Origin of the sequence: Micromonospora sp. NPDC049107, from assembly GCF_040648595.1 — a bacterium.
Taxonomy (GTDB): Bacteria; Actinomycetota; Actinomycetes; order Mycobacteriales; family Micromonosporaceae; genus Micromonospora.
Genome location: NZ_JBEZEC010000001.1, coordinates 643,817 through 668,398 on the forward strand (window position 1 = coordinate 643,817; position 24,582 = coordinate 668,398).

Genomic DNA, 24,582 nt, shown 5'->3' on the forward strand with positions numbered 1-24,582 from the left:
CCGTGGTCAGGCGACGAGCCCGACCACGGCCACCGGCGCTGCGTGGGTCAGCGCATCTTCTGCTGCGCGTCGGTCAGCTTCGCCTTCACCGATGCCTCGGTGACCGGCTTGCCGCTCGCCGCGTCGGCGAACAACTCCTTCATCGCGGTGCCGACCAGGGTCTCGAAGGTGCTCTCCTCGGGCACCTGCGGCAGCGGGGCCGCGGTGGTGACCAGGGTCTCCTGGATGCTCTTCTGCTCCGGAGCGCTGAACGCCGGGTCGGCGCCGGCGGTCTTCACGGCCGGCAGCGAGCCGTACGTCTTGTTGAGGATCGTCTGCTCCTCGTCGCTGGTCATGAACTTGACGAAGCTCAGCGCGCCGTCCTTGTTCTTGGTGTGCTTGAAGACGGCCATGTTGATGCCGGCCACCATGCTGTTGACCTTCTTGCCGCCGGCCGGCGGGTTGGCCAGGAACGGCACCGGGGCCACGCCGTACGCGTCGGCGGCCATGTTCTGCGTCTTGAGGTTCGAGCCGGCGGACTGCCACAGCAGCATGGCGGCCTTGCCGTTGGCGAAGTCCGAGACCGACTGGTTCTGCGCGTACTCGGCGTTGCTCGGGTTGGTGATCTTGTCAGCGGCCATGAAGTCGATGTAGCGCTTGATGGCCGAGACGTTCTGCGGGGTGTCGAAGGTCGGCTTGCCGGCCGAGTCGAACCACTCGCCGCCGTACTGCTGGCTGAAGGTGAACGCGTGGTGGGCGTTCTCCGACGGGTTGGCGCCCTCGATCGCGAGGCCCCACTTGCCACCGGTGCTGAGCTTCTTGCCGTACTCGACGACCTGCTCCCAGGTCGTCGGCGGGGCGGTGATGCCCGCGTCGGCGAACATCTTCTTGTTGTAGTACAGGCTGTACGCCATGGAGTAGAGCGGGACGGCGGCCGGCGGCTTGCCGGGCGCGCCGGCGGCGGCGAGCGCGGCGGGCACGATCCGGTCCTTGCCGCCGACGGCCTGCAGCGCGGCGTCGTCGAACTCGACGAGCGCGCCGGTGGCCTGCAGCGACGCCGACCAGGTGTTGCCGATGTTCACCACGTCCGGGCCCTTGCCCGAGGTGGCGGCGGCGAGCAGCCGGTTGAGCAGGTCCGACCAGGGGACCACCTCGACGTTGACCTTGATGCCGGTCTGCTTCTCGAACTTGTCCAGCTCGGGCTGGAGGGTGGTCTTGTCGGCCTCCAGGCTGGCGCCCTGGTTGCTGGCCCAGTAGGTGAGGGTCTTGGGCGAGGAGGCGGAGTCGTCGCCGGAGCCGCCGCAGGCGGTCAGCGATGCGGCGGCCAGTACGGCGGCAGCGAATATCCCGAGGTGTCGTCTCGACACGGTCAGCCCTTCCGGTGCGTGGTGGGGGTCCGCCGACCGTCGTCGTCGATAGGGGTGAGGCGACGGCGGTCGGCTGCGGACGGGGTTTCTCCGGACGCGCCGTCGGAGGTCCTTCGGCGTTTCCCGGGAGTTACATCACGGCTTAATGAATGTCGTCATTAAAGTGGTTGGCCGGTGGGTCGTCAAGCACGGTGCGGTTACAGTCGCCACCTACGGCCGACGGGAACGAGGTGACGAGTGGAGCTGGCGCGTGCCACCAACCGGAGCGTCCGGCTGCGCAACCGGTCCGCCCTGCTGACGAAGCTCTTCCTCGATGCCCCGCTCACCCGGCAGGACCTGGTGCGCAGCACCGGGCTGAGCCAGCCGGCGGTGAGCAACGTGGTGGCCGACCTGATCGACGAGGGCATCGTCGTCGAGGCCGGGGCCGCCGAGTCCGACGGCGGCCGACCCAGCATGCTGCTGCGGGTCGCCGCCCGGTACGCCTTCGTGATCGGCGTGGACGTCGGCGAGACCCGGGTCCGGGTCGAGCTGTTCGATTTCGCGATGACGCTGCTCGCCAGCGTCGAGTACCCGCTCGACCCGGCGCGTACCGAGCCGGACCTGGTGGCCGGGCACGTGCTGGCCGGCATCGAGGTGGTGACCGGCCGGGCCGGCGTGGCCACCGCCGACGTGCTCGGCGTCGGCATCGGCGTCTCCGGCGTGGTCGAGCAGGGCGACGAGGCCGTCGTGCACGCCCAGGCCCTCGGCTGGGACCGGGTGCCGCTGGAACGCCTCATCGGCGCCGGCACCGACCTGCCGCTGCACATCGACAACGGCGCGAAGACCCTCGGGCAGGCCGAGATGTGGTTCGGCGCCGGGCGTGGGGCCCGGCACGCCGTCTTCGCGCTGGTCGGGTCGGGCGTGGGCGCCGCCGTGGTGACCAACGGCGCTACCTATCGGGGCGCGTCCAGCAGCGCGGGGGAGTGGGGGCACACCACCCTGGTGTACGGCGGCCGGACCTGCCGGTGCGGCGCACGCGGCTGCCTCGAGGCGTACGTGGGCGCGGAGGCGATCATCGACCGTTACCGGGAGGCCCGTCGGGGACGCGCCGTTCCCGGCGAGGACGAGGAGTCCCAGCTCGCCGCGCTGGTCGCCGCCGCCGACAGCTCGGCCACCGCCCGCCGGGTGCTGGACGACACCGCCGGCTACCTGGGCGCGGGGGTGGCCAACCTGATCAACCTGTTCAACCCGGAGCGGGTGGTCCTCGGCGGGTGGGCGGCGATGGCGCTGGGCGACCTGCTGCCGGCCGTGCGCGAGGCCGCCGGCCGGCAGGCGCTGCGCCAGCCGTACGAGCAGGCGTCCATCGAACTGTGCCGCCTCGGCGTCGACGCGGTGGCCCTCGGCGCGGCCACCCTCCCGATAGCCCGCTTCCTCACCGCCGGCGGCGTCCCTCCCACCTGACCCCCTTCGCCCGTTGATCAAGAGGTTCGCGTCATCCCGGGCGCGGTTTCTGACGCCAACCTCTTGATCAACGGGAGTCAGCTCGGGCCGGGGGACGGGGGTGGACGGGTGGGGGCGGGGTGGAATTACACAAAATCTGATTCTCGGGATAAATAACGAAGTTATAGATCGATGTCTTGACGCCGCCGCAATCTCGCCGCAACACTCCTACGAGAGCGCTCTCGTCTCCCCGCGGCGTCGCATCGGCGGCACCACCCACGGCACCACGGGCGAAGACCGACCCCACCCGCACGGCGTCCGTAACGCCCTATCGACAGGCGATGTCATGACATCTCGTGCTACATCCGTACGCCCGCGTCCCCGGCGGCGGACCGTTCGGCACCTCCTCACCGGAGTCGCGGTGGCCCTGGTGGCAGCCCTGACCCCGGCGGTGGCCACGGCGCCCGCGCAGGCCGCCCCCACCCTGCTCTCGCAGGGCCGCCCGGTGACCGCCTCGTCCACCGAGAACGCCGGCACCCCCGCCTCGGCCGCGGTCGACGGCAACACCGGCACCCGCTGGGCCAGCGCCTTCAGCGACCCGCAGTGGCTCCAGGTCGACCTCGGCGCGCGGGCCACCATCAGCCAGGTCAACCTGCTCTGGGAGGGCGCCTACGGCCGCGCCTTCCAGATCCAGACCTCCGACGACGCCGCCACCTGGACGACGATCTACTCGACCACCACCGGCGCGGGCGGCACGCAGAACCTCACCGTGACCGGCGCCGGCCGGTACGTGCGGATGTACGGCACCGCCCGGGGCACCGCCTACGGCTACTCGCTGTGGGAGTTCCAGGTCTACGGCGAGACCGGCGGCGACACGTCCACCTGCGGCAGCGCCAACGTGGCGCAGGGCAGCCCGGTGACCGCCTCGTCCACCGAGAACGCCGGCACCCCCGCCTCGGCCGCCGTCGACGGCAACACCGGCACCCGCTGGGCCAGCGCCGCCAGCGACCCGCAGTGGCTGCGCGTCGACCTGGGCAGCACCCGCACCATCTGCCGGGTCACGTTGACCTGGGAGGCCGCGTACGCCCGGGCCTTCCAGCTCCAGACCTCGGCGGACGGGTCCACCTGGACCACGATCTACTCCACCACCACGGCAACCGGTGGCACGCAGAGCCTCACCGTCACCGGCACCGGACGCTACCTGCGCGTGTACGGCACCGCCCGGGGCACCGCCTACGGCTACTCGCTGTGGGAGGTGGCGGTCAACACGACCGGCGGCGGCACCACCGAACCCCCGGTCGGCACGACCGACCCGTACAACCCCAACCTCGGCGCGAACACGTACGTCTTCGACCCGAGCACCCCGACGTCGACGATCCAGAGTCGACTGAACACCATCTTCACCCAGCAGGAGACCAACCAGTTCGGCGTGCAGCGCTACGCCGTGCTGTTCAAGCCGGGCACCTACACCGCCGACGTCAACCTCGGCTTCTTCACCCAGGTCGCCGGCCTCGGCATGAGCCCCGACGACGTCAACCTCAACGGTCACGTCCGGGCCGAGGCGACCTGGTTCGGCGGCAACGCCACCCAGAACTTCTGGCGGTCCGCGGAGAACCTCTCGGTGACCCTGCCGTCCGGAGTCAGCGTGGAGCGGTGGGCGGTGTCGCAGGCCGCGCCGTACCGGCGGATGCACCTGCGCGGCGCGCAGAACCAGATCCAGCTCTGGAACGGCGGCGACGGCTGGTCCAGCGGCGGCCTGCTGGCCGACACCCGCATCGACGGCCTGGTCGTCTCCGGATCGCAGCAGCAGTGGTACTCGCGTAACAGCGAGTTCGGCAACGGCTGGACCGGCTCGGTGTGGAACATGGTCTTCCAGGGCGTCAATGGCGCTCCGCCGCCGAGCTTCCCCAACCCGTCGCACACCGTCATCGCGCAGACCCCGCAGGTCCGCGAGAAGCCGTTCCTCTACGTGACGGGCAGCGGCGAGTACCGGGTCTTCGTGCCCGCGGTGCGCACCAACTCCACCGGTACGAGCTGGTACAACAAGACCCCGGCCGGCTCGTCGATCTCGCTGTCGCAGTTCTTCGTCGTCCAGCCCGGCACCAGCGCGGCCACCATCAACGCCGCCCTCGCCCAGGGCAAGCACCTGCTCTTCACCCCGGGCGTGCACCACGTCACCGAGCCGATCCAGGTCAACCGGGCCGACACGGTCATCCTCGGCCTCGGCCTGGCCACCATCCAGGCCGACAACGGCAGCGTCGGGATGCGCGTCGCCGACGTGGACGGCGTGAAGGTCGCCGGCATCATGTTCGAGGCCGGCACCACCAACTCGCCGGTGCTGATGGAGGTCGGCCCGTCGGGCTCGTCGGCGAGCCACGCCGGCAACCCGACCTCGCTGCACGACGTGTTCTTCCGCATCGGCGGTCCGCTCGTCGGCAAGGCCACCAACACGCTGACCGTCAACAGCGACAACGTGATCGGTGACCACATGTGGCTGTGGCGGGCCGACCACGCCGCCCAGGGCGTGCCCACCGGGTGGACGCTGAACACCGCCGACACCGGGCTCACCGTCAACGGCGACGACGTCACCATGTACGGCCTCTTCGTCGAGCACTACCAGAAGTACCAGACCATCTGGAACGGCAACGGTGGGCGGACGTACTTCTACCAGAACGAACTGCCGTACGACGTGCCGAACCAGGCGGCCTGGATGAACGGGTCCACCCGGGGCTACGCCGCCTACAAGGTGGCCGACTCGGTGACCAGCCACCAGGCGTTCGGGCTGGGCAGCTACAGCTACTTCAACGTCAACCCCGCCGTGGTCGAGGAGCACTCCTTCGAGGTGCCGGTCAACTCGAACGTGCGCTTCACCAACATGGTCACCGTCTCGCTCGGTGGCGTCGGCACCATCAACCGGGTGATCAACAACGCCGGTGGCACCGCGAACGCCGCCAACCAGACGGTGTACCTGACGAACTACCCCTGACCGGGACGCCCGCGCCGATCCGGTCGACTCATCTGACCGGGCCGGCGCGGGTCGTACCCAGGGCCGAGGCCGGCCCGGTCCCGCCGAAGACCGGGCCGGCCACGGTCGTCTCCGCGTACGCCACTTCGTCGGCCACCCGAAAGCGTCGGGCATACGACTCTCCGCGCGCCCGCGCTGATGATCGCGGCTCGGGTGGGCTGGCATCGACGGTCTTATACTGTGCCTACCGGTCGTGGAACCCGTAAGCGGAGGCGGGCGTGCCACTTTTCTTCCTGAGCTACGCCCAAGAGGACAACCGCAACGGTCAGATCCAGAAGTTCTTCGGCGATCTCAGTGACGCGGTGGCCGGGCTGGCCGCCGTCCGCTGGGACGAGGCGGGCTTCATCGACGGGCAGATCCTGCTCGGCAGCACGTGGACGGACACGCTGTCCGATGCGTTGTCCACCAGCGCCTGTCTGATCGCGCTCACCTCGCCCCGGTACGTCGTCAGCGACTACTGCGGTCGGGAGTTCCGGGTCTTCGCCGACCGGATCGACGAGCACGAGCGGCTGTTCAAGGTCCGTCCACCCGCGATCGTGCCGGTCCAGTGGATCCCGTGCGACAAGCTGCCCGCGGCGGTCGCCGGCTACCAGTACCGCAACTTCCCGACCGGCACCGCGTACGCGCAGGACGGCCTGCTCACCCTCAAGCAGCGCAAACGGCACGAGGACGACTACGAGGACTTCGTCGACGCGCTCGCCAAGCACATCGTGCAGACCGCCCGGGACCACCAGCTCCAGCGGCCCGCGCAGCGCCCGGTGCTGTCCAAGGTGACGAGCGCCTTCGACCTGCCGCCACGGCCGCAGGCGCACCACGGCGCCGCCGTGACGACGGCGGTGCAGCGGGCCACCAGCGCACGGCACGTGCACATCGTCCTGGTCGCCGGCAGCTCCGCCGAGGTCGCCGGCAGTCGCCCCGGAGCCGAGGACCGGTACGGCGCGATCTCCCGGGACTGGCGTCCGTACCAGCCCGAGTTGGAGGTGCCCATCGGCAGCTGGGCCGGGGCCATCGCCACCACCAAGAGTTACGGCTGGACGGTGGAGGACGCCGAGGAGTTGGCGGCGGTGCGGGAGTGGGCGCTGGCGCACAACCAGATCGTCGTGCTGGTGGTCGACGTCTGGTCCGCCGACCTGCCGCGCTACCGGCAGAGCCTGATGCGTCACGACCGCGAGGTGACCGGGCCGCGTGCGCCGGTGCTGGTGCCGTGGACGGCGGCCGACGACGCCGCCGCCGGTGGCAACCGCAAGATGTGGGACACCCTGGCCCGGGTGCTCCCGTACCACGTGCTGCACAGCACCCGCGACGTGTGGCGCACCGAGATCGCGACCTGCGCGCGCTTCCAGGAGGAGTTGGAGGACGTGCTGGTCGTCGAACAGGGCCGGATCTACCGTACGGGCACCGTCTACCAGGAGCCGCCCACCGACGGCCCCGGTACCCGCCCGATCCTCGAAGGTCCCTAGGGGAGACACGTCATGGCGCTGAACGAGACGGCACGCGGCCAGATCGTGACCTTCTACTCGTACAAGGGTGGCACCGGTCGCACGATGGCGCTGGCCAACGTGGCCTGGATCCTCGCGAGTCAGGGCCTGCAGGTGCTGGTCGTCGACTGGGACCTGGAGTCTCCGGGTCTGCACCGCTACTTCCACCCGTTCCTGCGGGACAAGGAGCTGCGGGCCACCCCGGGCGTCATCGAGATGATCTGGGATTACTCGATCGCCACGATGCAGCGCAACCGGGACGAGGACTCCCAGGAACTCCTCACCGGCCACGCCAAGATCCAACGTCGTGCGGTCTCGCTGAACTGGGACTTCAGCCACGGCGGCGTGATCGACTTCGTGGCCGCCGGCCAGCAGGACTCGGCGTACTCCCGGTTGGTGAGCACCTTCGACTGGGCCAACTTCTACGAGCGCCAGGGCGGCGCGTCGTTCATCGACGCGGTCCGGGCGCAGATGCGCGCCGAGTACGACGTGGTGCTGATCGACAGCCGCACCGGCCTCAGTGACGTGGCCGGCATCTGCACCGTGCAACTGCCCGACCTGGTGGTCAACTGCTTCACCATGTCCACCCAGAGCATCCGGGGAGCGGCGGCGGTGGCCCGCTCGATCCGCAGCCAGCGCCCGGACGACCCGCCGCTGCTGCTGCCGGTGCCGATGCGCGTCGAGGACGCCGAGCTGCGCAAGCTGGAGACCGGGCGCGACCTGGTACGGACCGAGTTCGCCCCGTTCCTCGACCACCTCTCGGAGGCGGCGGCCGCCCGCTACTGGAACACCATCGAGGTGCCCTACCGCACCTTCTACGCCTACGAGGAGATCCTCGCCGCGTTCGGTGACCGGCCCGAGCAGGTCGGCACCCTGCTGGCCGCGTACGAGCAACTCGCCTCGGTGATCACCGACGGGCGCGTCACCCAGTTGCACCCGATCGGCGAGGCGGACCGACGCCGTTCGCTGACCGAATTCGAGCGCAGCCGGCTCACCGCCGAGCAGGCCGTGCTGCTCAGCTACGCCTCGGCAGACCGGCTCTGGGCCGAGTGGATCACCGACCAGTTGGAGGACGCCGGGCTGCGGGTGGATCGTCGCGCGCTGGACGTGCCGGTGCTCTCCGGCGGGCGGGCCGAGTTCGACCGGGCCGTCAGCGGCGCGAGCCGGGTGCTGGCCGTCCTCACCCGGCACTACGCCAGCACGCCCCTCGCCGGCGAGGTGTGGAAGAACGCCACCGGCCGGGACCAGCTCGGCGGCGCGGGCGTGCTGGTGCCGCTGCGCGTCGACGAGTCGCGGCTGACGATGCCGTACAGCGACCACAGCCCGGTGGACCTCACCGACGTCGACCCGTCCACCGCGCGAACCCGCCTACTGGATGCCGCCGGCGGGACGACCGCCATGGCCGGCGGTCGCGCGGTCGGCCGTTTCCCCGGCCCGTTCCCGGCGATCTCCAACGTCCGCCAGCACGGCACCCCGTTCGTCGGTCGCGCCGCCCAACTCGAAGCGCTACGCGACCGGCTCACCACCTCGCCGGACTCGGCCATCCAGGTCGTGCACGGCCTCGGCGGTGTGGGCAAGACCCAGCTCGCCGCCGAGTACGCGCTGCGCTTCGGCCGCGGGTACGACCTGGTCTGGTGGATCCCGGCGGACAGCGAGGACCGCATCCGCGGCGGCCTCGGCGACCTCGGGCAGGCGATGGGGCTGGGCACCGGCGGTGGCGCCGAGGCGGCCCGACGGGTGCTCGACGCGCTGCGCCGCGCCGGGCCCGACCAGCGCTGGCTGATCATCCTGGACAACGTCGACAAGCCCACCCACGCCACCCGCGCGCTACTGCCGCAGGGCCCCGGCCACGTCCTGCTCACGACCCGCGACCAGAGCTGGAGCGAGTACGCCACCGCGACCGAGCTGACCGTCTTCGACCGCGCCGAGAGCGTCCAACTGCTGCGGGACCGGGTTCGCGGACTCAGTGAGGCCGAGGCCACCCAGGTGGCCGAGAAGCTCGGCGACCTGCCGCTCGCGGTCGAGCAGGGCGCCGCGTACCTGCGGGCCAGCGCCATGCAGGTCGAGAAGTACCTGAACTCGCTGGACACGCCCGGCCTGCTGCGCATCCTCGACGGCCGGCAGTCCGCCGGCTACTCCAAGGCGCTCGCCGCCACCTGGCTGTTCACCCTCGGTCAGTTGCGCGAGGAGAAGCCGGCCGCCGCCCGGCTGCTGGAGCTGTGCTCGTTCTACGCGCCGGAGCCGATCCCGGTCGCCATGCTCACCGGTGACCGCTTCGCCAGCTTCATGGCGCCGATCGATCCGACGCTCACCGACCCGATCCTGCAGGGCCTGGTCACCGCCGAGCTGGGTCGCTACGGCCTGGCCCAGGTCGACGCCGAGAACAACACGGTACGGATCCACCGGCTGGTCCAGTTGGTCATCCAGGACCAGCTCAGCGATCCCGACGAGGCCCGCCGGCAGGCCCAACTGCTGCTCGCCGCCGCCAACCCCCGCGACCCCGACAAGCCGGTCAACTGGCCCGAGTACGCCGAGCTGTGGCCGCACGTACGCCCCAGCGGCCTGCACCTGTCCACCCTGGACGAGGCGCGTCAGCTCGTCGTGGACATCGTGCGCTACCTCTACCGGCGGGGCGACTACGACAGCAGCCGCACCCTCGCCGAGGATGCGCTGACCGGGTGGCGCGACACCGACGAGGACGACCCCACCCGGCTGCGCATGCGCTTTCACCTGGCGAACGTGCTGCGCGCGCAGAGCAACTTCGACGGGGCGTACGAGATCGACCGGGATGTCTACGAGCGGCAGCGGCGGATCTTCGGCGAGGATCACCTCTACACCCTGATGACGGCCCGTAGCGTCGGCGCGGACCTGCGCGCCCAGGGGCTCTACCACGAGGCCGAGGCGCAGGACCGGCGCACGCTGGAGTTGAGCGTGCGCAGCTTCGGCGACGACAGCGGCCGTACGCTGATCGCCGAGAACAACCTCGCCGTGTCGCTGCGGCTGGTCGGTGACTTCCGTAACGCGGCCGCGCTCGACCAGCACATCCACGAGCGACGGCGGGACCGTTTCGGCGAGGAGGACCCGTCCACCCTGGCCTCGGCCAGCAACTACGGGCGCGGCCTGCGCGACACCGGCGAGCTGTGGCGGTCGCACAGCGTCCTGCAACGCGCGTACACCAGCCAGCAGAAGGTGAACGGACCGGACCATCCGGAGACCCTGCGGACTGCCAAGGAGTTGGCGCTCACGCTGCGTCAGCTCGGCCGCTTCACCGACGCGCACCGGCTGATCGAGCGGACGGTGGTCCGCTACCAGCGCACCCTCGGCGCCGAGCACGCCGACACCCTCTCGGCCGAGATGGCCCTCGCCACGACCTGGTCGGCGGTGGGTGACAACCAGACCGCCCTACGGTTGGCACGCCGCCTGAGCATCAGCTACAACGCTGTGCTCGGCGACTCGCACGCCATCAGCCTGGCCTGCCTCAACAACCTCGGCGTGCTGCTGCGCAAGCAGGGCGACCACGCCCAGGCCCGGGAGCTGTCCCAGCGGGTCCGCGACCAGTTGCTGGCCAACCTCGGCGAGCGGCACCCGCACACCCTGCTGGCCACCCTCAACCTGGCCAACGACCTGTTCGCCCTCGGTGACCGGGAGAGCGCGTTGCTGCTGGACACCACCGCGTACGTGGAGCTGACCCGGGCGTTCGGCGCCGAGCACCCGGACACCCTCTCGGCGTCGGTCAACCTCGCGTTGAGCCGCCAGGGCACTGAGAGCGAGGCGGACGCCGGCCGGGCGCTCTACGACGAGGCGTTCGGGCAACTCGTGCAGCTCTTCGGCGGCGACAATCCCCGGGTGGTGCAGGCCCGCCAGCGGGAACGCTCCAACGCCTACATCGAACCGGCGCTGCTCTAGGTCCTGTTTCAAGGCGCGGTCGGTCAGGTGGCCGCCGCCAGCCACGCGGCGAGGGCGAGCGGGTCGGCGTCCACGAGGCTCTGGCTGAGCGCCCGCACCACCTCGGGCCGGCGGGTCAGCATCCGTGCCGCCGCCGGTTGCCCGGTGCGGTGGGCGGCCAGGGCGAGTCCCACCCAGGCGTCGACATCGCCGGAGTCGGCCGCGAGCCGTCGCCGGTACCCGGCCAACGCGTCCTCGCAGTTGCCCGCCGCGTACGCCTGGTCGCTCGGGCTCGACCGGTGCGGCCCGCCGCCGCCCAGGAGCCGGTGGCGGACGGCGGCCTCGGGGCCACTGGCCACGGTGAGAGCGGGCCGGGCCGGGGCCGGGACGACCGTCGACGGTGAGCCGTCGAGAGCCGGTGGCACGCCGTGTCGCCACGCGCGCGCCAGGCGGGCCACCCCGTCCGGGTCGGGCCGCAGGTTGGCCAGGCCCCAGCGCACCGCGCCGGCGTCCGCGACGTCCCGCGCGGCGGCCTCGACCGGGCCGTCGAGCGGGTCACGCCAGCCGTGCAACGTGCGGGCCATGTCGGTCACGAACGACCGGCCGACCGCGGTCAGCTCGGTCGCCCCGGCGAGCTGCCGGACCGCGCGGACGGTCTGCTCCCGCCAGTACGCGTACTCGAACGCGGCGGCGCTGCCCTCGTGCCGGCGCTGCCGCCACACCTCGGCCACCCCGAGGTGGGCGTACGCGCCCTGGAGCAGCGCGCCGACCGGGCGCGGGTCCAGCCGCCACGGCGCCCGGTAGCGCGCCGGCCCACCCTCGCTGTGCAGCGGGACGAGGTCGAGGAGCGCGCCGAGTTTCGTGTGCTGCGCCTCGTGCACGAGCAGCAACGCGAGGGTCTGCGCGTCGGCCGGCACGGAGAGCGCGATGGCTCCCAGCGCGTCCCTGCTGGTGGCGCTCACCGGGTTGCCCGAGGGCGGCGGACGCAGCGGCACGAGCGAGCGCAGCAGCCCGGCCAGCGCGTCGACGTGCGCCGGAAGGTGCTCGCGCAGCCACTGCCCGGCCCCGGCGGCGAGACGGTCCAGCCGGGCCGCCCCCGCGTCGTCCAGCCGTGGCGCGGACGGCCGGTGGTAGCAGTCGCGCCACGGGTCCTGGTCGTCGACGAGCACCCCGGCCGCGTCGAACGGCACGGTCCGGCGTGCCGGCTGCCACTCGATCCCGCCGTCGCCCGCGTCCAGCAGCCGACCGGCGCGGGCGTCGACGCACACTCCGCCGTCGTCCGCGCCGCCGTCGATCCGCAGCGTGCCGGTCGCGCCGCGCAGTCGGATCGCGCCATCGGCGCGCAGGCCCGTGGCCGCCCCGACGGTCGGCAGCGGCAGCACACCGTCGGCCGGGCGGGGCAGCGTCAGCGTGAACGTCAGGCCGGCGCGGACCGCCGCCGCCGTGGCGAGCGTCGCCAGATAGGTGGGGCCCGCCGCGCCGTCGAGCGCGGCGCGGGCCCAACCGGTCACCGGTGGATGGGCCAGCACCGCGGCGACCGTCGCCGGTTCGGCGTGCTCGGCCCGGGTGAGCAGCTCCAGACTCTGCCGCACCAGCGGCTGGTCGCGGCAGGCGCGGGCCGCGGCCACGGTCAGCAGCCGGCGGCGACCGAGCTGCCCGCCGCGCAACACGGCGATGGTGTCGGCGTCACCGTGGCCGGCGGCCAGCCCGGCGAGTTGTCTCGCCGTCAACGGGCCCGTCACGGGCGTACCGCCGGCACGCTCCGATCGCGCAGCGCCGCCAGGTCGGCGGTCACCCTCTCCTGCACGTGCCGGATCAGCCGGAACAGGTCGGCACAGTAGACCGAGGGGTGGGTGAAGCCGTCGCCGTCGCGGAACCGGTGCGCGTACAGGCCGCCGCCGCAGACGCCGACGACCGGGCAGGCCCGGCAGGCCGGGGCGAGCGCCGCGATCCCGGTGGGACGCCCCGCCAGCGACGGGTGCCGCAGCGCGTCGTCGAAGCTGTGCCGGAAGACGTCGAAGCCGGTCCGCATCGCCGCGGCGCTGGTGGTCTTGAGCGTGTCGGTGCCCTCGATGGTGCCGTCGGTCTCGATCGTCATGACGTCCGGATCGGTGACGCCCAGCGCCTGCGTGCCGCTGCGACCGCCCAGCAGCAGCGCGATCAGCGACTCGAAGAGTCGGATGCCGGTCCGCCGGGGCCGCTCGGTGTACCAGCGGTCGAAGACGGCGATCAGCCAGTCCGCGTACGGGGTGGCGGGGTCGTCGGGGTGACGCCCGGGTGGGGGAGCGCTCCAGTTGCCGTGCGGGAGCAGCAGGTCCAGCCGGGGCGGGTCGAACTCCCGCAGGCCCTCGTAGACGGTGACCGGATCGTTGGCCAGGTCCACGGTGCACAGCAGACCGGCGTAGCGGGCGCGGTGTTCGGGTCGGGCCAGCAGGCGCAGCGCCCTGGCCACCTCGGCGTAGCTGCCGCGCCCATCGGCGTGACGGCGGTGACGGTCGTTGGCCGTACGGTCACCGTCCACGCTCACGCCGACGTCGATGCCGTGCGTGTGACACAGGTCGAGCGCCGCCTCGTCGAGCAGCAGCCCGTTGGTCTGCATCGCGACATCGAGCGTGACCCCGGTGGGCAGCGCGGCCCGCAGCGTGCGGACCGTCCGGTCGAGCACGGCGAGACCGGCGAGCAGCGGCTCACCGCCGTGCAGCACCACCCGGACGCGGTCGGCGCCGTGCCGGGCCAGATGGGCGGCGAGCCGGTCGGCGACCCGGCTCACGGTCCCGGGGGCCATGATCCGGGGCCGGGACCGCCAGTCCTGGTCGGCGTGGCGGTAGACGTAGCAGTAGTCGCAGGCCAGGTTGCACCGCGAGTGGACCTTCAGCACCACCTGCCGGATGTGCGGCGTGGCCACGGCAGGGCGGTCTCGGGTGGCCGACGGCGGGGCGTCGGCCGGCACGGTCAGAAGCTCGACTCGAAGGCCGACACGTCGCCGGGCCGACCCGGCTCGCCCTCGGCGGCCAGCGCGCCCAGCACGTGCGCCAGGACGCCGTCACCGGCACCGGCCAACAGGTCCGCCAGGGGTACGTCGCCGAGCTGCACCAGCGCGGTGCCGACAGCGTGCGGGATGGGCGGCTGGTCGTGGTCAGCCACGGTGGACCGTCCTTCGCTCGAAGACCGGCACCTGAGTCACCGCTGCGCTCACTCCGCCTTTCTACACCATCGCAGCCGACCCGCGAGGGCGCGACACCGTACCCCGTACGCGCTGGCCACCGTGCCGTTACCTGGCGTACCGCCACGGCCCGTCGGCGTCGGCGGGCCGATACCGATCCGATCGGCCTGTCGATGTGGGCGGTCGCCGTTCGTGTGGAAGATGAGGGGTCGACGTCACGTCGACCCACCGCTCGCGAGGAGGAACGATGGCGCTCTATCTGCTCAGCATGCACCAGCCCAACGGCGGGACACCGGAGCCGGAGTTCCTGGCCCAGGTCATGCGCGAGGTCGGTGAGCTGCGGGACGAGCTCGTCGCGGACGGGTCGTGGGTGTTCGGTCAGGGCCTGCACGGGCCGGAGACCGCCACCGTGCTGCGTCCCCGCGACGGCGACGTTCTGGTCACCGACGGACCGTTCGTGGAGGGCAAGGAGCACCTGGGCGGGGTCACCATCATCGACGTTCCGGACCTGGACGCGGCTCTGCGCTGGGGCCGCCGTTACGCGCTGGCCACCACCCTGCCGATCGAGGTCCGCCCCTTCCGGTCCGCCGCCGGAGGGTGACCGTGCCCGACGTGGAGGCGGTGTTCCGCGCCGAGTACGGCCGCGCGGTCGCCGTCCTGGTGCGCCTCCTCGGCGACATCGACCTCGCCGAGGAGGCCGTGCAGGACGCCTTCACGATCGCGCTGCGGCGGTGGCCGACCAGCGGCCCACCAGCCAGCCCGGCCGGTTGGGTCATCACCACCGCCCGTAACCAGGCCATCGACCGGTTGCGTCGGGAGGCGACCCGCGCCGAGCGGCATGCCCAGGCGGCCCTGCTGTACACCCCCGACCCACCCGCCGAGGAGGGGCCCGTGCGCGACGACCAGCTCCGTCTGATCTTCACCTGCTGTCATCCGGCGCTCGCGCCGGCCACCCGGGTCGCGCTCACCCTGCGTCTGCTCGGTGGCCTGCGGACCGCCGAGATCGCCCGCGCGTTCCTGGTGCCGGAGGCGACCATGGCGCAGCGGTTGGTCCGCGCCAAGTCGAAGATCCGCCACGCGCGCATCCCGTACCGGGTGCCGAGCGACGCCGACCTGCCCGACCGGCTGCACGGCGTCCTCGCGGTGCTGTACCTGATCTTCAACGAGGGTTACACGGCCAGCACCGGCCCGCACCTGGTCCGCGCCGACCTGTGCGCCGAGGCGATCCGGCTGGCCCGGCTGCTCGTCGAGCTGATGCCGGACGAGCCGGAGGCGCTGGGATTGCTCGCGCTGATGCTGCTCACCGAATCCCGCCGAGTCGCCCGCACCACCGCCGGCGGTGACCTCGTGCCGCTGCCCGAGCAGGACCGGAGCCGGTGGGAAGCCGCGTTCGTCGCCGAGGGGCAGGCGCTGGTGCGCCGCTGCCTGCGCCGCGGCCGGCCGGGGCCGTACCAGATCCAGGCCGCGATCGCCGCCGTGCACAGCGTCGCGCCCCGCGCCGCCGACACCGACTGGGGACAGATCCTCACGCTGTACGACCAGCTCACGGTCGTCGCCCCGGGCCCGGTGGTGGCGCTGAACCGGGCCGTCGCGCTCGCCGAGGTTGCCGGCGCGGCCGTGGCGCTGAACGAGGTGGACCGGCTCGACCTGCCCGGATACCACGTGCGGCACGTGGTCCGCGCCGACCTGCTGGCCCGGCTCGGCCGCGACGCCGAGGCTGTCGAGGCGTACCGGACGGCCGTGGCGTTGACGGACAACGCGGCCGAACGGGCCTTCCTCACCGCGCGGGCGGCGGCGCTGGCTGCGGGCTGACCGCGCGTTTGCCGACCGCCCGCGCCGGGAAACCGAGCCGCCCGCCGGCCCGGCTGCCCGCCCGTGGCCGCAGCAGTGGATGGAGGCGGAGATGGCGTACCGACCGGCGACCGTCGACGCCGTTGCCGACCTCGGCACCCTCACCCTCGGCGTCGAGGAGGAGTTCCTGCTGCTCGACCCGGCCAGCGGCGGCAACCTGGCGGTCGCCGACGAGGTGCGGGCCGCCCTGCGCGGCCCGGCCCGCGACCAGAGCCGCCAGGAGTTCCGGCACAGCATGGTCGAGATGGTCACCCCGGTCTGCGCCGACCTCGACGAACTCCGTACCCACCTGGTGGCGCTGCGGCGATCGGCCGTCGAGGCCGCCGCCCGGGCCGGGGCCCGGCTCGTCGCCGTCGGCGCGACACCGGTGGCCGAGCCGCACCGGACGGTGCCCGACGAGCCGCGCTACCACGCCATGTCGCGCCGGTACGGGCCGGTGGCACACGATCCGGCCGTCTGCGGGTGTCACGTGCACGTCGGGCTGCCGGACCGGGAACTGGCCGTGCAGGTCTGCAACCACCTGCGGGTGTGGCTGCCGGTGGTGCAGGCCCTCACCACCAACTCGCCGCTGCACGACGGGTACGACACCGGCCACGCCAGTTGGCGGTCGATGCAGTTGGAACGCTGGCCCAGCATCGGCCCCACCCCGTACTTCGAGTCGGTCACCGACTACGACCGCACGGTCGACGAGCTGATCGCCGCCGGCGTCATGCTGGACGCCGCGATGGTGTACTGGTACGCCCGGCCGTCGTCGGCGTACCCGACCGTCGAGGTGCGCGTCGGCGACGTCTGCCCGACGGTGGACGACGCGGTGCTGGTCGCCGCCCTGGTCCGCAGCCTGGTCGCGACGCTCGCCGACGACGTACGCGCCGGTGTGCCCGCCCCGGGAGTGCGCGACTGCCTCGTCGCCGCGGCGCACTGGCGGGCCGCCCACGACGGCCTCGACGGCGAGCTGATCGACCTGCGGGCCGGCGGCGCCCGCCCGGCCTGGGACCTGGTCGACGACCTGATGGCGACGATCGCCCCGGCGCTGCTGCGGCACGGCGACCTCGGCTACGTCCTGGCCCAACTGGCCCGGCTGCGCCGCGACGGCACCGGCGCGACCCGACAGCGCCGGGTGCTCGACGACACCGGCGACCTGCGTGCCGTCATCGACGACCTCGCCGCCCAGACCGCCGCCGCCTGACGGGCCGGGCCGCTCCCGTTTCGGCCGCAGGAGTCGGCGGTGGCTCAGGTGATGCCGTGGGTCTGTAGCCACAGCTCCAGCAGGCCGAGCTGCCACAGCTTGTTGCTGCCGGCGGCCGCCTCGGCCCGGTCCGGCTCGGCGAGCAGACGCGAGACGTACTCGGGGCGGAAGAGGCCTCGCTCGCGGGCCGCCGGGGCCTGCAACGCCTCCGCGACCAGTTCGCGCACCGGTCCGTCCACGTTGCGCAGCGCCGGCACCGGAAAGTAACCCTTCGGCCGGTCGATCACCTCGGCCGGCAGCACCTCCCGGGCCACCTCCTTGAGCACGCCTTTGCCGCCCTGCGCCACCTTGTGCTCCGGCGGGCAGTGCGCGGCGAGGGCCACCAGGTCCTGGTCGAGGAACGGCGTGCGCACCTCCAACCCCCACGCCATGCTCATGCTGTCCACCCGCTTGACCGGGTCGTCGGGCAGCATCAGGTGGGTGTCCAGGCGCAGCACCGCGTCCAGCGCGGTCTGCGCCCCGGGCGCGTCGAGATGCCCGGCGAGCAGGTCCCGGCTGGCGTCGTGGTCCAGCGCGTACGCCGGGCCGACGACGGCACGCAGCCCATCGTGGTCCCGGTCGAAGAACGCCGCCGCGAACGTCTCGGCGGCACCGTGCCGAGGTGCGTCGACCAGCGGCTGGTGGTAGCCGTAGCCGGCGAACACCTCGTCCGCGCCCTGCCCGGACTGGGCCACCTTCACGTGCTTCCCCACCTGTTCCGACAGCAGGTGGAAGGCGACCACGTCGTGGCTGCCCATCGGCTCGGTCATGGCCCGCACGGCGTTGCGGACGGCGGGCGCCAGGTCGTCGTCGGCGAGCCGGATCCGCTGGTGGTCGGTGTCGTACGCGCGGGCCACCAGGTCGGAGTAGTGGAACTCGTCGCCGGACTCGTCGCCCCGACTGTCGAAGCCGATGCTGAACGTGCGCAGGTGCGCCTGACCGGCCTCGGCGAGCAGCGCCACGATGAGGCTGGAGTCCAGACCGCCGGAGAGCAGCACACCGACCGGGACGTCGGCCACGAGCCGGCGGCGTACCGCCGTGCGCAGCGCGTCCCCGACGGCGGCCCGCCAGTCGGCGGCGTCCATCCGCGCGTCGGCGGGTTCCCGCACGTAGTCGGGTTGCCAGTACACCTGCTCCCGGCTGCGCCCGTCGGCCTCGACGATCCGCAGGGTGGCCGGTGGCAGCTTGCGGACGCCGCGCAGCACGGTCCGCGGCGCGGGCACGATGGAGTGCCAGGACAGGTAGTGGTGCAGCGCCACCGGATCGATGCCGGTGTCGACGTCCCCGGCGCGCAGTAGCGCGGGCAGGGTGGAGGCGAACCGGAGCCGTCCGGGACTCTCGGCGAGGTAGAGCGGTTTGATGCCGAGCCGGTCGCGGGCCAGCACGAGGCGTCGCCGGACCCGGTCGACCAGGCCGATTGCGAACATGCCGACCAGGTGGTCGACGAAACGTTCGCCCCAGTGCGCGTACGCCACCAGGATCACCTCGGTGTCGCTGGTGGATCTGAAGGCGTACCCGGCGTTCTGTAGCTCCTCGCGCAGCTCCGGGTAGTTGTAGACGCAGCCGTTGAAGACCAGCGCCAGGCCCAGATCGTCGCGCGCCATCGGCTGGGCGCCGGCGTCGGACAGGTCGATGATGGTCAACCGGCGGTGCCCGAGGGTCACCCAGTCGTCGGTCAGCAGGCCCTCGGCGTCCGGTCCGCGGGAGCGCATCGCCTCGGTCATCCGGGTGACCGCCGCCGCGTCGGGCGGTCGGCCGTCGAAGCGTGCCTCTCCGCTGATCCCGCACATCGGGCGTCTCCTGTCGCGCTTCCCGGCGCGGTGGCGGCCGGTCCCGCCGCAGCGACGAACGGGGCGGCTGGCTACCCGCACACAAGCCAGGTAAACCAGAGCCCTGATGTAAGGAAGGGCCCCTTCTTATACACCAGGCGTTAATAAGGTGCCCTTCCTTACATCAGGTGCGCAGGGTGCGCAGGATGCGGGCCAGCTCGGCCCGGTCGGTGTCGGGGAGGTGGCCGAAGAAGCGGTCCGCCTCGGCGCGGCGGGCGGCCCGGATGGCGGCGCTGACCCGGGTGCCCTCGGCGGTCGGCGCGACCAGGGTGGCCCGCCGGTCGGCCGGGTCGGGTCGCCGCTCGACGAGCCCCCGGGCCTGGAGGTCGTCGACGACCTCGGTGGCCGAGCGGGGCGCGATGCGCAGGTGCTCGGCGAGGGTGCCGGGGCGTACCTCGCCGTGCCGGCCGAGCACGCCCAGCGCCCGGGCCTGGCTGGGGGTGACGTCCCACGGGGCCAGTGACTCGCGGGTCTGCCGGCGCAGGCGGGACGCGACCGCCCAGAACGTCTCGGCCAGGCTCTCGTCGCCGCTGTCGGTGGTGTCCTCGGTCACCGGAATACGGTAGCAGCCGATGCTGTTGTTCCCTCATGTTGAGGTAACCTCAGCATATCCTTCCGGAAGGAGTTCCCCTTGGAACCCACCCCGATGGGCCGCGACCGCGGCCACCGCACCGTCAGCGCCGAGGAGAAGGAGCAGGCCCGCCAGGTGTCCCTGCGCCGCATCGGCCGCCTCTTCACCCCCCACCGACCCGCGCTGGCCGTCGTCACCGCGATCATCGTGCTCTCCTCGATCGTCGCGATGGCGAGCCCGTTCCTGCTCCGTACCGTGATCGACCAGGCCCTCCCGCAGGGTGACGTGACCCTGCTGGTCTGGCTGGTCCTCGGCATGGTCGCCGTCGCCGCCGTGACCGCCGCGCTCGGCGTCGTCCAGACCTGGATCTCCACCCAGGTCGGGCAGCGGGTCATGCACCGGCTGCGCACCGACGTGTTCCGTCACCTCCAGCGGCAGTCGCTGGGCTTCTTCACCCGCACCCGCACCGGCGAGGTGCAGTCGCGCATCACCAACGACATCGGCGGCATGCAGTCGGTGGTCACGTCCACCGCCACCGCCGTCGCGGCCAACCTCACCACCGTGGTCGCCACCGCCGTCGCGATGGTCGCGCTCTCCTGGCAGCTCTCCCTGGTCTCGCTCGTGGTGCTGCCACCGGCCATCTGGCTGACCCGTCGGGTCGCCCGGATGCGCCGCGAGATCACCGCCCAGCGCCAACGCGAACTCGCCGACCTCAACGTCACGGTGGAGGAGGGGCTGTCCATCAGCGGGGTGCAGCTCGCCAAGACCCTCGGCACCGGCCCCGCGCTGGTCGACCGGTTCACCGCCTCCTCGGAGCGGCTCGTCGACCTGGAGCTGCGCAGCGAGCTGGCCGGACGCTGGCGGATGGCCTCGATGAGCATCATCTTCGCCGCCGTACCGGCCGTCATCTACCTCGCCGCTGGCCTGCCCGGCGCCGCCGGGACACTGAGCATCGGCACCCTGGTCGCCTTCACCGCCCTGCAGGGCGGCCTGTTCCGGCCGCTGATGGGCCTGCTCAACGTGGGCGTGTCGCTGACCGCGTCGCTGGCCCTGTTCGCCCGCATCTTCGAATACCTCGACCTGCCGGTCGACGTGGACGACCCCGCCGAACCGGTCCGCCTCGACCCGGCCCGGGTCCAGGGTCACCTGCGCCTGGAAGACGTCACCTTCGGCTACCCGGGCAGCGACACCGCCGCCCTCGCCGGCATCACCCTCGACGTGCCCGCCGGCACCAGCCTCGCCCTCGTCGGCGAGACCGGATCCGGCAAGAGCACCCTCGCGGGCCTGGTCAGCCGCCTGCACGACCCGACCGCCGGCCGCGTCACCATCGACGGCGTCGACCTGCGCGACCTGCGCCTGGCCGACCTGGCCGCGATCGTCGGCGTGGTCAGCCAGGAGACGTACCTGCTGCACACCACCGTCCGGGAGAACCTGCGCTACGCCCGGCCGGACGCCACCGACGCCGAGATCGAGGCCGCCGCCCGCGCCGCCCAGATCCACGACCTCATCGTCGCGCTCCCCGACGGGTACGACACCGAGGTCGGCTCCCGTGGGCACCGGTTCTCCGGCGGTGAGAAGCAACGGCTCGCCATCGCCCGTACGCTGCTGCGCGACCCGCGCATCCTGGTCCTCGACGAGGCCACCAGCGCCCTGGACACCGAGACCGAACGCGCCGTGCAGAGGGCGTTCGACGTGCTCGCCCAGGGTCGTACCACCATCACCATCGCCCACCGCCTCTCCACCGTCCGCGACGCCGACCAGATCGCCGTCCTCGACCACGGCCGCATCGTCGAGGCCGGCACCCACGGCAGCCTGTTGGACCGCAACGGCCGCTACGCCGCGCTGGCGGCCTGAACGTCGCGCGCTCGGCCCGTCCTTCGCCCACCGTCGCCGGGAGGGCGAGGCCGTCGCCGTACGCCGGGAAACCCTCACCATCCTGGCGACTCGCCGGAGCTGACGCGGGGGTGCAGGACTGGCCAATATCAACTGTCGAGGATCAGCTGCGCGTTCACGCGATCGGCGAGTTCCCAGAGAGGGCCATGCGTCACGATGCCCTCGCCTCGTCCTTGCTTCGTGGGTGAGGCGCGGTAGAGCGTTCGGACCGTGTCGCCAAATCCGACCACGACCCACCAGGTCCCGTCGGGATAGCGGCGTCGCCAGGTTGTCGACACGAACTTCCCGGTGTCTGTCCGTGCTTCCACGAGAATGAGCTCCCATGCCTCCGGATCGAACTTCTCCAGATCGGCTAGGGGAGCGTCGTGCCCATCGACCCGCTGACGCAGATGCGCCCCGTGCAGCCGAAGCGGTCGAACTCCGGTGAGCACCTGATGGACACGGGCGAACAGGGGACTCGGGCCGGAATCCACGTGAAAGCGAGCTACTGAGACGCCCACTGCTCCCCACCTGCCACTCAGTTCCTGCCCCGCATCTCGACGGGCGTCAGCCTAGATCATCAGTCCCGGACGCGTCGGCGGCGCTCGGAGTCGGACCGTGCCTGATCTGGACCATCGGGTCGGGGCTGGCGCGGGTTGCCCGGTGCTGACAACCTCGGCGTCGTGGGTACATTCGTGACGCAGCTTCCGGCACTTCTCGGTGTGCTGGTCGGCACCCTGGGCACGATCCTCGCCACTACCCTGACCGATCGCGCACGGTGGCGGCGCAGCCAAAGCACCCGCTGGGACGAGCGGCGGCTCGATGCGTACGTCGACTACGCGCACGCCCTCAAGGAGAGTTACGCGGTGGCGCTGCGGATGACGGCTGACCTGCGGCCGGAGTCGCATAGCCACCCGATCGACCGGGAGGGCGGTCTGGCCCGGCTGGCCGAGTCCGACGCGCGAAGGACCATCGTCTGGGAGAACCTGTTGCTGCTCGGCGACGAGCCGACGGTCGCCGCCGCCGCCAACTGGCGCGATGCGGTCTGGCAGGTGGAACGGCTCGCCCGATCCATCGTCGATCCATCGTCTGACATCTCCGAGATGCTGGCCCGGGTCAACGAGGCCCGCGATGACTACTACCGGGCGGCTCGACGGAGCCTCGGTGTCCGCGGTGGGTCGGTGGAGCAGTCGGCGGCGCTGCGGCAGGCGCTGCTCAGCCGGCCAGCGGGTACGGCTGCCGCGCTCTCAGTGCCCGTGCACGATGTTCCTGAGGACAGTGGCCGTCGCGACGCGCCCGCTGGTGACCGTTCAGATGGTGGTCTTTAGATCCACTTTGACGCACGCTGTTCGATGTGAAGGCGTTCGTGGGTGTGACCGACGAGAGGTGGTACCGCTATCTGGCCGAGCGGCCCGCGCTGAACGAGGTCAACTTCTGGCGGCCCTCCGGTGGCACCTTCCGCGCTCTCACGCCCGGTGAGCCCTTCTTGTTCAAGGCACACTCTCCGCTGAACCGGGTGGTGGGCGGCGGCTTCTTCAGCGGCTTCACCCAGCTGCGGATCTCCGAGGCCTGGGACCTTTTCGGCGAAGCCAACGGCGCCTCGAGTATCGACGAGATGCGCCGCAGTGTCGGGCGTTACCGCAAGCAGGCGATCGGTGCCGGGGAGGACCCGATCATCGGCTGTATCTTCGTCCGCGACGTGACCTTCTTCCCCGACGAGTCGACCGCTGATCCACCGCCACGATTCGCGCCGAACGTCGTGCAGGGCAAGACCTACAACCTGGCCGACGCTGATGCTGCGGCGTACTTCGATCTGCTGATCCATCGTCTGATCGGGACGACGGCGGCGGTCGACCTGAGTGGTCCGTGGCACCGCCCCGGTCCCGTCTACGGCGATCCGCGGCTGGTGCCCCAACGGCTCGGGCAACAGTCGTTCAAGGCGGTGGTCCTGGGGGCCTACGGCCGGCGTTGTGCGATCACCGGCAACAGAGTCCAGCCCGTGTTGCAGGCTGCGCACATCCGTCCGCTCCCGCTCGGCGGCGAGCATCGGCTGGACAATGGCCTATTGCTCAAGTCCGACGTGCACATCCTCTTCGACCGTGGCTACCTCGGTGTCGATCCGAAGCATCGCCTACTGGTCAGTCCCCGGCTTCGCAGCGAGTTCGGCAACGGCGACCAGTTCTATGCGAAGGCTGGTGAACAGATCGCGTTGCCGGAACGACGCAGCGATCGGCCACGCGCTGACTTCCTCGAATGGCATCTCGACACCGTCTACAGGGCGGCTTGATCCGGTCTTGCCTGCGCTGAGCGCCCTCCGGTCTCATGCGATGACTCGGCCGCTGTCAGGCCGATGAGTTGAACGAAGATCTCCCGTTTGGCGGTCGCGACGCCTCGGCGGTCGATGACGTAGCCGATCAACCAGGCCCAGCCCTGGTAGGTCGGCCGGGTGCAGACTGAGACGACGCGGAAGGTCAGGGCGCGTTCCCCGGCGAACTGCATCGAGGCTCGCCCGTCGATGACGAGCAGGTCGCCGGGGGAGGGGCGCGAGGTCACCAGTCGCGGACGTCGGGGTGCTGCTCGTGCGGCGGCCGGCACTCCCGAGCATGCATGGTCTGCCAGTCGCGCAGTGCCCGTCCGAGCCGGGTGTTCTCCTGACTGAGCAGCCGTACCGTCTCGTTCAGCGTGCTCAGCTCGTCGGCCACGCGGGCCTGGAACTCGCGTACCTCATCGGGGTCGACGCCGGGCCGGCGGGCGGCGAACTCGCGGGTCCGCACCTCGTACGGCGTCAGCCGGGCGGGGTAGCCGGCCGGCAGGGGTTGGCTTCCTCGATACACCTGAGCCACGGCGATCCTCTCTGCGGGCAGGCGGGGTCGGGGGGGGGGGGGGGGCCCCCCCCCCCCCCCCCCGCGCGCGGGGCG

The 24,582-nt window shown here is 72.0% G+C and carries 19 protein-coding genes; 10 read left to right on the top strand and 9 right to left on the bottom strand.

Annotation, left to right across the window (positions count from 1 at the left end):
- Positions 1 to 47: 47 nt before the first annotated feature.
- The gene (locus tag AB0B55_RS02730) at positions 48 to 1,346 is read right to left on the bottom strand and encodes a sugar ABC transporter substrate-binding protein (protein WP_357118093.1); all 1,299 of its coding nucleotides are present in this window, start codon (positions 1,344 to 1,346) and stop codon (positions 48 to 50) included.
- A gap of 237 nt (positions 1,347 to 1,583) precedes the next feature.
- Between AB0B55_RS02730 and AB0B55_RS02735 the strand changes: the two genes are divergently transcribed.
- The 4 genes from AB0B55_RS02735 to fxsT all read left to right on the top strand — a co-directional run bounded on the left by AB0B55_RS02735 (position 1,584) and on the right by fxsT (position 11,174).
- The gene (locus AB0B55_RS02735; protein ID WP_357118096.1) at positions 1,584 to 2,786 is read left to right on the top strand and encodes an ROK family transcriptional regulator; all 1,203 of its coding nucleotides are present in this window, start codon (positions 1,584 to 1,586) and stop codon (positions 2,784 to 2,786) included.
- Between the two features lie 325 nt (positions 2,787 to 3,111).
- Positions 3,112 to 5,751, top strand: coding sequence for a discoidin domain-containing protein (locus AB0B55_RS02740; RefSeq protein WP_357169770.1), 2,640 nt, complete (start codon positions 3,112 to 3,114; stop codon positions 5,749 to 5,751).
- Between the two features lie 257 nt (positions 5,752 to 6,008).
- The gene (locus AB0B55_RS02745) at positions 6,009 to 7,250 is read left to right on the top strand and encodes a TIR-like protein FxsC (protein WP_357169774.1); all 1,242 of its coding nucleotides are present in this window, start codon (positions 6,009 to 6,011) and stop codon (positions 7,248 to 7,250) included.
- A gap of 12 nt (positions 7,251 to 7,262) precedes the next feature.
- Positions 7,263 to 11,174, top strand: coding sequence for an FxSxx-COOH system tetratricopeptide repeat protein (gene fxsT / locus AB0B55_RS02750; protein WP_357169777.1), 3,912 nt, complete (start codon positions 7,263 to 7,265; stop codon positions 11,172 to 11,174).
- 23 nt (positions 11,175 to 11,197) lie between these two features.
- On the opposite strand, the gene AB0B55_RS02755 is transcribed toward fxsT, so the two are convergent.
- The 3 genes from AB0B55_RS02755 to fxsA are packed head-to-tail and all read right to left on the bottom strand — an operon-like array spanning position 11,198 to position 14,297.
- Positions 11,198 to 12,895, bottom strand: coding sequence for an HEXXH motif-containing putative peptide modification protein (locus tag AB0B55_RS02755; RefSeq protein WP_357118108.1), 1,698 nt, complete (start codon positions 12,893 to 12,895; stop codon positions 11,198 to 11,200).
- Complete coding sequence (locus AB0B55_RS02760; RefSeq protein WP_357169780.1) at positions 12,892 to 14,058, bottom strand: FxsB family cyclophane-forming radical SAM/SPASM peptide maturase; 1,167 nt, start codon at positions 14,056 to 14,058, stop codon at positions 12,892 to 12,894. The genes AB0B55_RS02755 and AB0B55_RS02760 overlap by 4 nt, the downstream gene beginning before the upstream one ends.
- Before the next feature lie 47 nt (positions 14,059 to 14,105).
- Complete coding sequence (fxsA, locus tag AB0B55_RS02765; RefSeq protein ID WP_357118114.1) at positions 14,106 to 14,297, bottom strand: FxSxx-COOH cyclophane-containing RiPP peptide; 192 nt, start codon at positions 14,295 to 14,297, stop codon at positions 14,106 to 14,108.
- A 266-nt stretch (positions 14,298 to 14,563) separates the two neighbouring features.
- Here fxsA and AB0B55_RS02770 point away from each other — a divergent pair, with 266 nt between their 5' ends.
- The 3 genes from AB0B55_RS02770 to AB0B55_RS02780 all read left to right on the top strand — a co-directional run bounded on the left by AB0B55_RS02770 (position 14,564) and on the right by AB0B55_RS02780 (position 17,353).
- Complete coding sequence (locus AB0B55_RS02770; RefSeq protein ID WP_357118117.1) at positions 14,564 to 14,917, top strand: YciI family protein; 354 nt, start codon at positions 14,564 to 14,566, stop codon at positions 14,915 to 14,917.
- 2 nt (positions 14,918 to 14,919) lie between these two features.
- On the top strand, positions 14,920 to 16,128 hold the full coding sequence (locus AB0B55_RS02775; protein ID WP_357169783.1) for a sigma-70 family RNA polymerase sigma factor: 1,209 nt from the start codon (positions 14,920 to 14,922) through the stop codon (positions 16,126 to 16,128).
- Between the two features lie 91 nt (positions 16,129 to 16,219).
- Entirely contained in the window at positions 16,220 to 17,353 is a 1,134-nt protein-coding gene (locus tag AB0B55_RS02780) for a glutamate--cysteine ligase (protein ID WP_357169786.1), read from the top strand.
- A gap of 44 nt (positions 17,354 to 17,397) precedes the next feature.
- Here the strand turns inward: AB0B55_RS02780 and AB0B55_RS02785 are convergent, their stop codons facing one another.
- Positions 17,398 to 19,182 carry an N-acetylglutaminylglutamine amidotransferase gene (locus AB0B55_RS02785; protein WP_357118126.1) on the bottom strand — a complete coding sequence of 595 codons (1,785 nt, stop codon included), beginning with the start codon at positions 19,180 to 19,182 and terminating at the stop codon, positions 17,398 to 17,400.
- A 163-nt stretch (positions 19,183 to 19,345) separates the two neighbouring features.
- Positions 19,346 to 19,774: a MarR family winged helix-turn-helix transcriptional regulator gene (locus tag AB0B55_RS02790; protein ID WP_357118129.1), complete on the bottom strand. Its 429-nt coding sequence runs from the start codon at positions 19,772 to 19,774 to the stop codon at positions 19,346 to 19,348.
- Between the two features lie 93 nt (positions 19,775 to 19,867).
- On the opposite strand from AB0B55_RS02790, the gene AB0B55_RS02795 reads away from it, so the two are divergent.
- Positions 19,868 to 21,646: an ABC transporter ATP-binding protein gene (locus AB0B55_RS02795; protein WP_357119411.1), complete on the top strand. Its 1,779-nt coding sequence runs from the start codon at positions 19,868 to 19,870 to the stop codon at positions 21,644 to 21,646.
- 128 nt (positions 21,647 to 21,774) lie between these two features.
- On the opposite strand, the gene AB0B55_RS02800 is transcribed toward AB0B55_RS02795, so the two are convergent.
- The gene (locus AB0B55_RS02800; protein WP_357118132.1) at positions 21,775 to 22,185 is read right to left on the bottom strand and encodes a hypothetical protein; all 411 of its coding nucleotides are present in this window, start codon (positions 22,183 to 22,185) and stop codon (positions 21,775 to 21,777) included.
- Between the two features lie 162 nt (positions 22,186 to 22,347).
- Here AB0B55_RS02800 and AB0B55_RS02805 point away from each other — a divergent pair, with 162 nt between their 5' ends.
- Both AB0B55_RS02805 and AB0B55_RS02810 read left to right on the top strand, forming a co-directional pair.
- Positions 22,348 to 22,992, top strand: coding sequence for a hypothetical protein (locus AB0B55_RS02805; RefSeq protein ID WP_357118135.1), 645 nt, complete (start codon positions 22,348 to 22,350; stop codon positions 22,990 to 22,992).
- Between the two features lie 26 nt (positions 22,993 to 23,018).
- Complete coding sequence (locus tag AB0B55_RS02810) at positions 23,019 to 23,951, top strand: HNH endonuclease (protein WP_357118138.1); 933 nt, start codon at positions 23,019 to 23,021, stop codon at positions 23,949 to 23,951.
- On the opposite strand, the gene AB0B55_RS02815 is transcribed toward AB0B55_RS02810, so the two are convergent.
- Together AB0B55_RS02815 and AB0B55_RS02820 are read right to left on the bottom strand one after the other, a co-directional pair.
- Positions 23,936 to 24,163 carry a hypothetical protein gene (locus tag AB0B55_RS02815; RefSeq protein WP_357119414.1) on the bottom strand — a complete coding sequence of 76 codons (228 nt, stop codon included), beginning with the start codon at positions 24,161 to 24,163 and terminating at the stop codon, positions 23,936 to 23,938. The two genes, AB0B55_RS02810 and AB0B55_RS02815, sit on opposite strands and share 16 nt — an antisense overlap.
- Positions 24,164 to 24,213: 50 nt before the next feature.
- Positions 24,214 to 24,507: a DivIVA domain-containing protein gene (locus tag AB0B55_RS02820; protein ID WP_357118141.1), complete on the bottom strand. Its 294-nt coding sequence runs from the start codon at positions 24,505 to 24,507 to the stop codon at positions 24,214 to 24,216.
- Positions 24,508 to 24,582 lie beyond the last annotated feature (75 nt).